Consider the following 13,741-nt stretch of genomic DNA (forward strand, 5'->3'; position numbering starts at 1 on the left):
GAGACTTACGCCTCAATATCCAGACTTACAAGATCTCTTAAAAACCCCGTAAATCCTTCTGTTTTTGTGCCTCCAGAACCGCGCCTCAGTGGCCCGCCCCGGTGGCGTGAAGCGGGTTATAGGGATATGAGCTGGCCCTGTCAACGAGCCTTGAGAGAAAACTTCAAAATTTTCACAGGACTGGGGAAACTATTTCAATAATCACAAACCCTGTATTTATATGGTGCTTAAAATCGTGGTTTGCCAGCCAAATTCATAATTTTCTCGCCAAATCCATTTTTCTATAATTTTTCATAGTATCAGCGACAAATTCCAGCCGTATTTGTCTTTCATCAGTTGTTCCCATCTTCAGCATTGTCTATCAATCGTAAACACGTAATGCAGAACTCTGCTGCAGATGGCATCTCTGCCGATTTGGGGAAAGATAAGTAGCTCGATGAATTCTGGTAGGTTCCATACTAATGGAAGGCCTTCCGTCAATCTTGGCAATGAACCTGCTTTGATGGTGGACAGCCTTGCAAGTTCGTCTGACCAGCCTGCACGGCTTAATGGCCGTTGGTTGATCGGAACGATCCTGACCGGCATGACCTCCATCGTATTAATGGGTGGTGCGTTGATGGCTGCGCTTGATGGCCAGTACACCTATAAGACAGCGAAAGCCCCCGTGAGCAATTCAGCAGACCTGACACCACATCGTAATTCCAGCGGAAAAGGCGACCGCCTGAGCTCCGCAACTGATGGCTTCTCCAATAGGCAGATCATTGAAGTAAATACAGTGACCCGCAGCGATGGCCGTGACCACGTAAAAGCCAAACCATATGCGCTCGTCAGCGCAAGCCTTGAGAACATCAAGAAACAGGAAACAGCTGCAGACATTCCGCCATTCGACCCGATCACCATGTATCAGGGAGAACAAGTTGCTCCGTTACAGGTCGCCAGTGATGCGATCTACGGTGCCGACATCGAAGGCGAAGTCTCCATTTCTCAGCGCGACTTCCCACTGGAAGCTATGAGTATGGTCGCTCTTCCGAATCAAAAAGAAGAAGCCGTTCAGGAGCAGGTCAAAAAAGCAGCGATGTTCATGCTGGACAATTCCACCGACATTGCGGCCACCCCGAGCCTCGAAGACTTCAATGCAGGCTTTGCTCCACTTTCAGAACAGTCATTTGAAAACATCGAAGTCCGCATCACAGAAGAAAACGTTTCCTTCCAGCCCAAGTCCCGTAAAATCACCCAGGCCAATCAGATCGAAGAACGCATTGTTCCGATCCTGACCCAGACTGACTTTATTGACATTCTGCTGGATGGGGAGGCTTCTGAGAAAGAAGCGGAAGGCTACATCAAAGCATTTACCGAAAACTTTGGCATCGACAAAATCAAAGCTGGCCAGATCTTCCGCCTGTCCCTCAACACGGACCAGATTGAAGAAGATGACGGAATCCTTGTCCGCGTCAGCATCTATGAAGATCAGCGTCATGTGGGAACCATCGCTCCAAACGATGAAGGCGAATTTGTTGTAGCACCAGAGCCATCCACGCAGATGGCCGCAGATGCATTCACATCGCAGCAACAGAATTCCGTTGGCCCTCGTGCCACCTATTATGATTCGATCTACCAGACTGGTCTTGATAACGACGTCCCAACATCTCTCATAAAAGAACTCGTTCGCATCTATTCTTATAGCGTTGACTTCAATGCCTCCGTAAAAAGCGCTGATGAGATGAGCATCTTCTATGGCCTTGATGCAGACCAGACCACTGGCGCTTCCGAAATTCTTTATACATCCATCACCGTGAATGGTCGCTCTCACCGTTTCTACCGTTTCCGCACACCAGACGATGGTGTCGTCGACTATTATGATGAGAACGGTCAGAGCGCAAAGCAGTTCTTGCTCCGTAAACCGATTGCAGCGGGCCGCTTTACTTCTGGCTTCGGCATGCGCCGCCATCCGGTTTTGAAAACCCGCCGTTTGCACACTGGCACGGATTGGGCCGCTCCTCGCGGCACCGCAATCTTTGCAGCTGGCGATGGTGTAATCCAAAAAGCAGCGTGGGCTGGCGGATACGGCAAACGCGTCGAAATCAAACACGCCAACGGCTATGTCACTACATATAACCACATGACCCGCTTTGGCTCTGGCATTCAAAAAGGCCAAAAAATCAGACAGGGCTCCGTTATTGGCTATGTGGGAACCACTGGTCTTTCAACGGGTAACCACCTCCATTACGAAGTGAAAGTGAATGGTCGCTTTGTGAACTCACTGAAGATCAAAGTACCGCAAGGACGCATCCTTGAAGCTAAGGTTCTTGAGAACTTCAAGCGCGAACGCGACCGAATAAATGCTCTAATGGAAACAGGCCGTCCAAGCCAACGCGTCGCTTCACTGCGGAACTGACCTCAGCTCCTCAAAAGGACCTCACAATCAAAGAGCAGGTAGCGTCAAACTACTTGCTTCTTTATGATGGCGCTTGCGCATCAGGATCACGAAAAACCAGAGATAGATACCAGTCTCCAACGCACGTTGCACGAGACCACTGAAAGCGGCTTCCATAGATAGACTGAAGAGCATCACCAGCAAGATTAGCCCAGGCACCACCCAATACGATCTTTCAGCTTTGGCATAAGACAACAAACACAATCCCACAACAGCGCAGAAATAGGCCAAAAAGCCAGCAGCCGTGTGTATGAGTTGGCTGCGTGTTGGATCATCCATGCTGCATTCAAAATCACACGGAAAGAACGCGGCAACAGCGATAAGCAGCGAGTAACCTGCAAAAACCATCAAGCCAACACGCTCTGCACGACTGCGCATCAGATAAGCAAAGCAGATCACGAGGCATGGCAGCAGCAGCAGCTCCACAACCGCAAAGCCCCAATAGCTCACGGCAGGCCCAAACGGGGCACCGGTCGCTCCAAGAGCGCTCATGAACTGTGAGATATGGTTGTAATCTGGATAAAACTGCCCGCCAATGACAACAGTTGCGGCAAGCCAGAGATAACTGACAACCACAAGGGATATTGCAATATCAACGTGTCTCATGCCCGATGCCCTGCCCCCTAACGAACACTCAAGTTTTGGTCTGCATGACTAGACACTAAAAGCACACCTTCGAACAGTCACTTTATGTTTCAGGGAATGTCCACAAAGCACAAAAAGGGCCGGAAAATCCGGCCCTCTTCTTCAACTCATGATCCAACCTGTCAGATCGTTTCAAAAAGAAGTCTGTCCGTTCCAGCAGAGACTCGGATGGCCTGACCGTCAGAGATCGATCCAGCCAGCAACATTTCAGCGAGTGGATCCTGTACCTGTTTCTGAATAACGCGCTTCAACGGTCGTGCACCATAAGCCGGGTCATACCCTTTTTCGGCAAGCCAACCCATAGCGCCATCATCAAGCTCAAGCTCCATCTTCCTGTCATCCAGCAGTTTTTGCAAACGAGCCAACTGAATTTCAACGATCCGAGACATCTGAGCTCTTTGCAAGCGATGGAACAGAATAATCTCATCCAGACGGTTCACAAACTCAGGACGGAAGTGCGCTTTTACCGCATCCATCACCGGCCCACGAACAGCATCAGCATCTTCACCTTCGCCCTGGGACGCCAAAAACTCTGAACCAAGGTTCGATGTCATGATGATTAGCGTATTGCGGAAGTCCACGGTACGACCCTGTCCATCCGTCAGACGGCCATCATCCAGCACCTGAAGCAGAACGTTGAACACATCGCCATGTGCTTTTTCAACTTCATCAAACAGCACCACCTGATAAGGCCGACGGCGCACTGCCTCTGTCAAAACGCCGCCTTCCTCATAACCAACATAACCCGGAGGGGCACCGATCAGACGAGCAACACTGTGCTTTTCCATGAATTCAGACATGTCCACGCGCACCATGGCTGTCTCATCATCAAAGAGATAGCTGGCAAGCGCTTTGGTCAACTCGGTTTTACCAACACCAGTTGGACCGAGGAACATGAAAGAGCCAATTGGCCTGTGCGGGTCCTGCAAACCGGCACGAGACCGGCGCACAGCCGTGGAAACAGCATGAACGGCTTCCTGCTGTCCAACAACACGTTTGGCCAGCTCATCTTCCATACGAAGCAGCTTCTCACGTTCGCCTTCCAGCATCTTATCGACGGGAATCCCAGTCCAGCGAGACACGATCTGGGCGATGCTTTCACTGCTTACGGTCTCGTTGAGCATGGTGTTATCGACATCTTCAGCTGTCTGGGCATTCAAAAGCTTCTTTTCCAGATCAGGAATAACGCCGTAAGCAAGCTCGCCCGCTTTAGCCAGATTGCCAACACGCTGCGCCTGCTCCAGCTCCGTGCGCGCTTCATCTAGCTGCTCTTTGATTTTCTGCTCACCGCTCAGCTTATCTTTTTCAGATTGCCAGCGTTGTGTCAGTGCATTGGATTCCTCTTCCAGATCAACCAGCTCTTTTTCAAGACGCTGAAGCCGATCCTTCGTGGCATTATCATCTTCTTTCTTGAGTGCTTCCCGCTCGATTTTCAGCTGAATGATCCGGCGATCCAACTCATCCAGTTCTTCCGGCTTGGAATCCACCTGCATGCGCAAGCGACTGGCAGCTTCGTCAACAAGGTCAATTGCCTTATCCGGCAGGAAGCGGTCCGTGATGTAACGGTTAGACAGCGTCGCCGCAGAAACAATCGCGCTATCTGAAATACGAACACCATGGTGAAGCTCATACTTCTCCTTGATGCCACGCAGAATAGAGATCGTATCTTCAACCGTTGGCTCACTTACAAACACAGGTTGGAAACGACGGGCCAGCGCTGCATCTTTCTCAACGTGCTTGCGGTATTCATCAAGCGTGGTCGCACCGACGCAGTGCAACTCACCGCGCGCAAGAGCAGGTTTGAGAAGATTGGAAGCGTCCATCGCTCCATCTGTCTTCCCCGCCCCAACCAGCGTGTGCATTTCATCAATAAAGAGGATCACGCCACCAGCAGCGGCTTGCACCTCATTCAAAACACCCTTCAGGCGTTCTTCAAATTCACCACGATATTTCGCGCCAGCGATCAGTGCGCCCATATCCAGCGCAAGCAGTTCCTTGTCTTTCAGGCTCTCCGGCACATCACCATTGACGATGCGCAGCGCAAGGCCCTCAGCAATTGCGGTTTTACCAACGCCTGGCTCACCAATCAGAACAGGGTTGTTCTTGGTACGGCGAGAGAGAACCTGAATGGCACGGCGAATTTCCTCATCACGACCAATCACAGGATCAAGCTTACCTTCACGGGCAGCTTCAGTCAGATCCTGAGCAAACTTCTTCAGAGCGTCATACTGGTTTTCAGCGGATGCGGAATCCGCAGTACGGCCCTTGCGCACTTCATTGATAGCTTCGTTCAGCGCGTTTGGCGTAACACCACCCTGTGCAAGTGCCTTACCTGCCTTGCTGTCTTTATCCATAGCAAGCGCAAGCAGCAGCCGCTCAACAGTGACATAACTGTCGCCTGCTTTCTCTGCAATTTTCTGGGCTTGTTCAAAAAGGCGAGCGGTTTCAGGCGCTAGGTACAGCTGTCCGTTACCACCAGTCACTTTAGGAAGCGCGGCCAGATCGGTCTCAATCTGTAGACGGACATCCTGTACACGTCCTCCGGCCCGTTCAATAAGGCCAGCAGACATCCCCTCGCTGTCATCCAGCAAGATCTTTAAAATATGTGCGGGAGTAAACTGTTGATGCCCTTGTCCCAGAGCATATGTTTGCGCAGACTGAATGAACCCACGCGCACGGTCGGTGTATTTCTCAAAGTCCATATATAACTCCTATGTGCCGTGTCACCCGAAGCATGACGAAGCATTTTGGGAGGATCCGAGCCTCATAAAGAGCACCCGAAGCAGGAGACATCCCCCTGCACTCTTCATATAGTAGTTCAAACTGCCGACAAAAGAGGGTCTTCGCAAGATCTTGCCACAATCCTTTGTTCCTCATAGTTTCGAATAGCTTAAACAACGGAATTTAATATGACTTTTTCGCCTGCGCATATCACCGCACTCGCAACACATCCAGTTAAAGGCTTAACGGCTCATCCACTTCAGACCACCACAGTAGAAGCCGGGACTGTCTTCCCGCTGGATCGTGCCTATGCGATTGAAAATGGTCCATGCGGTTTCGATCCAGCAGCTCCTCAGCACATCTCAAAAAGCAAATTTCTGGTGCTGGTTCGTTATGAAGACGTGGCGCAGGTCAAATGCACATACGATCTGGAAAACAAAAGCATCACTCTGTCCAAGCCTGAAGCCGATGACGTCACGCTCTCGCTGGAAACAGCTGAAGGTCAAGAAGCACTCGCAGCCTATTTCACTACACACATGGGAGAAAAAGCCATCGGCCCCCTCAAGGTCCGCCACGCAGACGACCATGCCTTCACTGATACGGCAGAAAACTTCGTGCATGTCGTGAATCTGGCCAGCGTGAAAGCTCTCTCCGAGACGATGGGCGTCGAAATCGATCCAAAACGCTTCCGCGCAAACATCTATGTTGAAGGCCTGCCAGCCTACGAGGAGTTCAATTGGGCCGACAAAAAGATCCGCTCCAGCTCAGGCGTAGAATTCAAGTTCGCAAAACGTACCCGCCGCTGCGCTGCCGTGGATGTAAATCCAGTCACAGCCGAGCGTGACACCAACATCAACAAGGCACTTCATGGCTCGTTGGGGCATATGGATGTCGGCATCTATCTGGAAGTGCTCAACAACGGCGCGCTCTCTGTCGGTGACACGCTCATCGTCGAGTAAGCCAGCGCCCACAACGAGCTATTCGTCCGTCAACAAAAAAAGAAAACCCCGCCTTTTGAGCGGGGTTTTTCATAGATCTCCGGCAAACCAGTGAACCAGCAAGCACATCGTCAAACGTGCTTAGCTTTCACCGTCTCCGGTTGTTTCCAAAGCCGCAGGTGCTGGTGCGTCCTCTGCAGGAACACGTGGTGCCCGAGTACGCTGTGAACGAGCTGCACGAGGAGTGCGAGCACGAGGTGTACGGCGTGGCTTAGAAGCTGCTTCGTCATCGCCACCTTCTGTTGCCTCAGCAGGTGCTGGTGCACTTGCAGAGGATGAAGATGGTGTACGACGAACACCGCGACCACGAGTACCACGAACACGACGACGTGCTTTGCCATCGTCTTCGTCAGCTGGTGCAGATGCATCTCCCGAAGCTTCTGCATTCTCGTCAGCCGCTGGAGCTGTTTCGATAAACGGCTGAGGCGTATCAAGACCGATTACAGGCTGAGGGGCTGCAACTGCAACCTCTTGTTCTTCGGTCGCTGCCACAGCGGTTGGAGTTTCGACAACAGCAGGTGCAGCTTCATCTTCTGTACGCGCAGAAGGAGCAGCAGTCTGTGTGCTTTGGGGTTGAGCAGCAGCGACGATGCGCTGGTAGTGCTCTGCATGCTGATAGTAGTTCTCGGAGGTTACACGGTCCCCGGAGGCCTGAGCATCACGCGCAAGTTGCTGGTACTTTTCAGCAACATGCAATGCGGTACCTCGGATCTTAACGTCCGGTCCATTTGACTCAAAAGTACGTGTCAATGGATTTGGAGCTTTACGCCCCCGTCCACGCATGCGCTTGTTATTCTGATTTCCTGGTCTCATTCTGCCGTTAACTTTCCGGAATAGCAATCGAACCTAACTGTGAGGTTCATGGGAGTAAGATCTCCCGGATTCCAAATGCCGTTAATAAGCCTGCGTGTTGATGAGCACAAAGGCTATCAACATCGAAATGCAATCGCATTCGATCGTATAACTGCTTCAATGCGATATCCGACATCTGATCGCAGCAATACAAATGCATTGCTCTCTCAGTTCAACGATACGAGGGGTTGCTCAACTATCTGCTTTGAAACTATCAACCGACGTCTCTGCCAGGCTCGTCTCACGGTCAGTGAGTGCCCATCCCCATCGTTTTCAGCTTTTAGCTGGTATCGCTTGTCGGCGAGATGAAACTATCTCGTTCCGACGTATTTTCCAAGGGCTTTTTTCCAGATAATTGAATTCTTCGCCAATCATGGAAAAACTACAACAATCACCCTTGGTTGACCGGCCAGATCATGTTCACAACAAGCCTCCAATCCTACGAGTTCCCTCGCAAGAGTTGAAAGTTCATCGGCTTGATCAAACCCGATCTCCATAAGAAGTCCACTATTTCTCTTAAGAACTCGTTTAGCGTTGCCTATCAATTCTTTATAGGCAGTAAGACCATCCACTCCACCATCAAGCGCCAACATAGGATCGTGCAGCTTAACTTCATGGCTCAGTCCTTCAATAACAGAGCTGCGAATGTACGGTGGGTTACTCACAATAAAATCAAAAGATCCGCTCAGTGTATCCAGATATGAACCGCGAACAGGGATAAATCGGTCAAGAACCTTGTTGTTTGCTGCGTTTTGTCGCGCAGTCTCCAAAGCCTCTTCACTGATATCAACAGCAAGACAAATTGCATTGGGCAATTCAGTCAGGAGCGCAATCGCAACCGCTCCTGTGCCAGTTCCAATATCTGCAAAAACCCATTCTTTTTCCAAGCCGCCATGGGCCTGACAAAACGCAATCGCAGTTTCAACCAGCGTTTCCGTGTCCGGCCGCGGCTCCAATGTTGCCGAAGACAACGAAAACTCCAGCCCCCAAAACTCCCGCTTTCCCAGAACGCGACCTACGGGCTTTCCGGCAAGACGTTCTTCCACATATCGGGAAACAACCGCCAGTGTCTCTGGCTTGGTCACCTTATCATATTCAAGGATCAAGTTTCTCGGTTCAATTTCAAGGGCTTCTGCAACAAGGACACGTGCATCCAAATCTGCCTCAGCCAGGTCTGCATCACGAAACAGGCTCCGCACCGCTAGGTACAAAGCCTGCACATTTTTGAGGTCAAAATTATCGAAGAGACCGGACATTAAAGTCCTTCATCGGCGAGCAAGTTCGCTTGATGGTCCATAATCAGAGCATCAATCACTTCACCCGTAGCTTCGCCTGCAATCATCTGGTCAAGCTTATACAACGTCAAACCAATACGGTGATCAGTCACACGGCCCTGAGGGAAGTTGTAGGTACGGATACGCTCAGAACGATCACCGGAACCAACCTGAACACGGCGGGCCTCGGTGCGCTCATTCGCAGCACGCTCACGCTCCACATCGTAGATCTTCGCCCGCAGCAACTTCATCGCGCGGTCTTTGTTCTTATGCTGAGAACGCTCATCCTGCACAGCAACCACAATCCCGGTCGGATTGTGCACAATACGAACAGCGGAATCAGTCGTGTTCACGTGCTGACCACCTGCACCTGATGCACGGTATGTATCGATGCGCAAATCAGCAGGATTGATCTCAACGTCCACTTCTTCAGCCTGCGGAAGAACAGCAACGGTCGCCGCAGACGTGTGAATACGGCCACCAGACTCAGTCTCAGGCACACGCTGTACACGGTGAACACCGGACTCAAACTTCAGCTTACCAAACACTTCCTGACCAGTCACAGCAGCAACGATTTCTTTGAAACCGCCCATGTCCCCCTCAGAAGAAGACATCACTTCAACTTTCCAGCCATTATTGTCTGCAAAGCGCTGATACATACGGAAAAGATCACCAGCAAACAGCGCAGCCTCGTCACCACCTGTACCGGCACGCACTTCAAGAATAACATCGTGAGTGTCAGCTTTGTCTTTTGGCAAAAGCCCAATGCGAACTTGTTGGGTCAGCTCTTCGACTACACCGGTCAACTCATCACGCTCAAGCTGCGCAAGTTCGTTCATCTCCGCATCGCTTTCAGGGTCTGCCAACAGTGCTTCCGCACCTTCCAGATCACCCTCGGCTTTGCGAAGTTCACGAATGGATTTCACAATTGGATCGAGTTCCGCATAATCCCTTGAAAGCTTGATATATACATCCGGCGCAGGACCAGATGCCATCTCGGCCTCAATACCTTCAAAGCGTGCTAGCAGTGTGTCTAGTTTTTCTGGTGCCAGCATTTCGCGGCAACTCCTCAAGCGTTAGGCAGCTAATCTAAAAGCGCGACAGCCTCTCGGGTCTGCGGCAATCGAAATATACGCTGCTTATACCGGAATATTATTTTCGGATGCAAAGTTCGCCAGGAACTCGCGAATGTCGTCCGTCCCTTTACCCGCTTCCAATTGTTTCAGCAACTCTTCTGAAAGTGCTGATAGATCCAAAGAGCGTAACATCGCCTTAACAGGACCAATAGAAGCCGGAGACATAGAGAGATTTCTATATCCGATCGCCAGCAAAGCCATTGCAGCAAGGGGTTGGCCGCCAAGCTCACCACAAAGGGTAACCGGCGTATCCATCTTATCACCAATAACAACGATCTTACGCAGTGCTCGTAGGAAGCTAGGAGACAGAGCATCAAATCGCTCCGCAACCAACGTGTTGCCTCGATCAACCGCATAAAAGAACTGGAACAGATCGTTGGAGCCAACAGAGACGAAATCCACTTCCTTGTAGATCTCTTCAAGCTGGTAAAGCAGCGCCGGAACTTCCAGCATGACACCAAGTTTCAGCTCTTTAGGTGTATCATGACCGTGCTGGCGCAGATGCTTTAGTTCGCGCTCAACATAATCCTTCGCCTGCTGAAATTCAGAAACATCTGCCACCATCGGGAACATGATGCGCAAGGAGCGCCCTGCCCCTGCATGCAACATTGCTCTGATCTGAGTACGCAGCAAACCCGGACGATCCAAGCCAAAGCGAATTGCACGCCAGCCCATGGCTGGGTTCTCTTCTTGTGCCAAACGCAAGTAAGGCAGAACTTTATCACCGCCAATATCCAGAGAGCGGAAGGTAACTGGCTTGTCACCAGCTGCATCCAGCACCTTGGAATACAGTGTGTGCTGTTCCTGCATTCTTGGGAAAGCAGAAGCCACCATAAATTGCAGTTCAGTACGGAAAAGCCCAACACCATCAGCGCCAGCATCTTCCATACTTGGCAAATCAACCAGCAGACCAGCATTCAGCTGAAGCTTAACATCCACACCGTCTTTAGTAACGGTCGGCTCATCACGAAGTTGGCGATAAATTTCCTGACGCTTGGAACGTAGACGAACCTTGTCTGCAAAAGCTTGTTCAACATCATTCGCTGGACGAAGGAAGATCTGACCGATCTCGCCATCCACAATGATGGCATCAGTCGCTTCCACCAGGGAAACAATGTCTTCAACCTGACCAACTGTCGGAATGCCAAGCGCACGTGCAACAATGGTCACGTGACTGGTTGGGCCGCTTTCTTCCAGAACGAGGCCGCGAATACGATCCCGGTCATAATCCAGCAGTTCAGCGGCGCCCATGTTACGCGCAATGATGATGGCGTCTTTCGGCAGATCATCTTCGCCGCTGTGGTTCTTGCCCATCAGCTCGCGAATGAGGCGGTGCGCCAGATCATCAAGATCATGCAGGCGCTCACGCAAATACGGATCTGTCTGCCGGAGCATCTGAGCACGTGTATCGCTTTGAACTTTCTCAACAGCAGCTTCAGCCGTCAAACCATTGCGGATCGCTTCATCAATCTTCCGGATCCATCCGCGATCATAGGCAAACATCCGGTAAGCTTCCAGAACTTCACGGTGTTCGCCGTGCTGGGAAAACTCACCGCTTGCCAGCATATGATCAAGCGACTGACGCAAGCGCGTGACAGATTCTTCGAGGCGCTTCTTTTCAGTGTCCGCATCCTCGGCAATCAGATTGGTGATAACCACACGCGGTTCATGCAGAACAACGTGGCCAAGACCAATACCATCAGCAAGGGCGACACCCTTCAGATGCATCGGACGGATCACATCAATCGTTGTGCCTTGCTGCGCAATTGCTTCCAGCTCACCAGCCGCGACCATCTCCGCGATAACCATCGCGGTGGTCTGCAGGGCTTCTACTTCGTCTTCAAAGTAGGTCCGGTGGTCTTTGTTCTGAACAACAAGCACGCCAAGCGTACGTCCCGCACGCAGGATCGGCACGCCAAGGAAGGAGTTGTAATTCTCTTCGCCCGTCTCAGGACGATAGGCAAACGCCGGGTGCGCCTGCGCATTTGGTAGGTTGAGCGGTCTGGCATCAGAGGAAATCAAGCCAACAAGACCCTCACCAACCTTCAGAGAAGTATGGTGAACCGCGTCCTTATGAAGGCCCTCTGTTGCATACAGCTCAAGAACCCCATCCGCGCGCAAAATGTACACGGAACACACTTCCGCAACCACGTTTGCCGCGATCAGACGTACAATCTTGTCGAGCCGTTCCTGCGCATTAATCGGCTCCGCCATCACTTCACGAAGCTTACGGAGGAGTACGCGCGGTCCGGCCAAGCTGCTGCGCATGCTCCGCCCTACCTATAATTCTGCTGGCCTTTTTAACAGGCCACGTTGTGCCTTGGAAGTTGACCAAGACACAACAATATTCTCGACAGTAGGAAACCTAGCCGTCAAGTCCGTATAGCGAATGGAGAGTACGAACCGCAAGTTCCGTATACGCGGAATCGATCAGAACAGAGATTTTAATCTCAGATGTCGTAATCGCGCGGATGTTAATCCCCTTCTCAGCCAGGCCTTCAAAACACTGGGCTGCAACACCGGCATGCGAACGCATACCCATGCCGATTACGGAAACTTTTACAACATCAGTAGCGCCTTCGATATTCTCGAAGCCAATTTCCTCGACGTTCTCCTCAATTACCTTGCGCGCACGCTCGTAATCGCTCTCTGGAACGGTAAAGGTGATGTCAGTCGTCTTCCCATCTGGTGAGATGTTCTGGACGATCATGTCTACGTTGATGTTGCCTTCAGCCAACGGGCCAAACACTCTGGACGCAATGCCAGGTTTGTCAGCAACGTTGCGGATAGAAATCTGTGCTTCGTCTTTTGAGTAAGCGATGCCAGTGACGACTTGTTGTTCCAAAATCTCGTCCTCGTCGCAAATAAGTGTACCTACAGGTGTTCCGTCAGCGCTAATCTGCGGGGCATCCGGATCATCAAAGCTGGAACGTACAAACGTACGAACGCCGTGAACCATCGCCATCTCAACAGAACGGACCTGCAAAACCTTTGCACCAAGAGAAGCCATTTCCAGCATCTCTTCAAACGCAACACGTTCCAAACGGGTTGCCTTGGCCACCACACGCGGGTCAGTGGTATAAACACCGTCCACATCCGTGTAGATATCACAGCGGTCTGCCTGAATTGCAGCTGCAATTGCCACTGCACTGGTATCAGATCCACCACGTCCAAGCGTCGCAAGCCTGTTGTCCGGGGCAACGCCCTGAAAACCTGCACACACAGCAACCTGTCCACGCTCCAGGCGTTCAATGAGAGTTTGACCTTCAATACTCTCAATACGCGCTGCGCCATGGGCTTCATTTGTACGGATAGGAATCTGCCATCCTTGCCAGGACCGCGCTTCCACACCCATATCTTGCAGCACAATCGCCAACAAGCCAGAAGTTACCTGCTCACCAGAGGCAACAACCGCATCATATTCACGCGCATCATGCAGCGCTGCAGCATCTCTTGTATAACCGACCAAGGTATTCGTCACGCCAGCCATAGCGGACACGACAACAGCAACCTGGTTGCCTGCTTCCACTTCACGCTTTACATGCCGAGCAACATTTCTAATACGCTCTAGGTCGGCAACGGAGGTGCCGCCAAACTTCATAACCAAACGGGCCATCGCTTCCCAAATTCCTCCGAGGGCCTTTGTGATGAACCGATCATCACTACAAACGGCGCTAATCC

9 protein-coding genes are annotated in these 13,741 nt (G+C 51.4%); 2 read left to right on the forward strand and 7 right to left on the reverse strand.

Annotation, left to right across the window (positions count from 1 at the left end; translation table 11 throughout):
* The first annotated feature begins 436 nt into the window (after positions 1–436).
* The gene (locus tag PsAD37_RS00005) at positions 437–2,395 is read left to right on the forward strand and encodes a M23 family metallopeptidase (protein ID WP_063294413.1); all 1,959 of its coding nucleotides are present in this window, start codon (positions 437–439) and stop codon (positions 2,393–2,395) included.
* Positions 2,396–2,422: 27 nt separating this feature from the next.
* Here the strand turns inward: PsAD37_RS00005 and PsAD37_RS00010 are convergent, their stop codons facing one another.
* Positions 2,423–3,040: a DUF998 domain-containing protein gene (locus PsAD37_RS00010; protein ID WP_063294414.1), complete on the reverse strand. Its 618-nt coding sequence runs from the start codon at positions 3,038–3,040 to the stop codon at positions 2,423–2,425.
* A gap of 161 nt (positions 3,041–3,201) precedes the next feature.
* Positions 3,202–5,781 carry an ATP-dependent chaperone ClpB gene (gene clpB, locus PsAD37_RS00015; protein ID WP_063294415.1) on the reverse strand — a complete coding sequence of 860 codons (2,580 nt, stop codon included), beginning with the start codon at positions 5,779–5,781 and terminating at the stop codon, positions 3,202–3,204.
* Positions 5,782–5,988: 207 nt separating this feature from the next.
* Here clpB and PsAD37_RS00020 point away from each other — a divergent pair, with 207 nt between their 5' ends.
* The gene (locus PsAD37_RS00020) at positions 5,989–6,759 is read left to right on the forward strand and encodes an MOSC domain-containing protein (RefSeq protein WP_063294416.1); all 771 of its coding nucleotides are present in this window, start codon (positions 5,989–5,991) and stop codon (positions 6,757–6,759) included.
* A gap of 120 nt (positions 6,760–6,879) precedes the next feature.
* Here PsAD37_RS00020 and PsAD37_RS00025 read toward each other — a convergent pair whose 3' ends face one another.
* From PsAD37_RS00025 to PsAD37_RS00045, 5 genes are all read right to left on the reverse strand, one after another.
* Entirely contained in the window at positions 6,880–7,611 is a 732-nt protein-coding gene (locus tag PsAD37_RS00025; protein WP_082827103.1) for a DUF4167 domain-containing protein, read from the reverse strand.
* A gap of 410 nt (positions 7,612–8,021) precedes the next feature.
* The gene (prmC, locus tag PsAD37_RS00030; RefSeq protein WP_063294417.1) at positions 8,022–8,906 is read right to left on the reverse strand and encodes a peptide chain release factor N(5)-glutamine methyltransferase; all 885 of its coding nucleotides are present in this window, start codon (positions 8,904–8,906) and stop codon (positions 8,022–8,024) included.
* Positions 8,906–9,979: a peptide chain release factor 1 gene (gene prfA / locus PsAD37_RS00035; protein ID WP_063294418.1), complete on the reverse strand. Its 1,074-nt coding sequence runs from the start codon at positions 9,977–9,979 to the stop codon at positions 8,906–8,908. The genes prmC and prfA overlap by 1 nt, the downstream gene beginning before the upstream one ends.
* 84 nt (positions 9,980–10,063) lie before the next feature.
* On the reverse strand, positions 10,064–12,328 hold the full coding sequence (ptsP, locus tag PsAD37_RS00040; protein WP_063294419.1) for a phosphoenolpyruvate--protein phosphotransferase: 2,265 nt from the start codon (positions 12,326–12,328) through the stop codon (positions 10,064–10,066).
* A 97-nt stretch (positions 12,329–12,425) separates the two neighbouring features.
* The gene (locus tag PsAD37_RS00045; protein WP_057463461.1) at positions 12,426–13,676 is read right to left on the reverse strand and encodes an aspartate kinase; all 1,251 of its coding nucleotides are present in this window, start codon (positions 13,674–13,676) and stop codon (positions 12,426–12,428) included.
* Positions 13,677–13,741 lie beyond the last annotated feature (65 nt).

It is taken from the genome of Pseudovibrio sp. Ad37 (assembly GCF_001623075.1).
Lineage (GTDB): Bacteria > Pseudomonadota > Alphaproteobacteria > Rhizobiales > Stappiaceae > Pseudovibrio.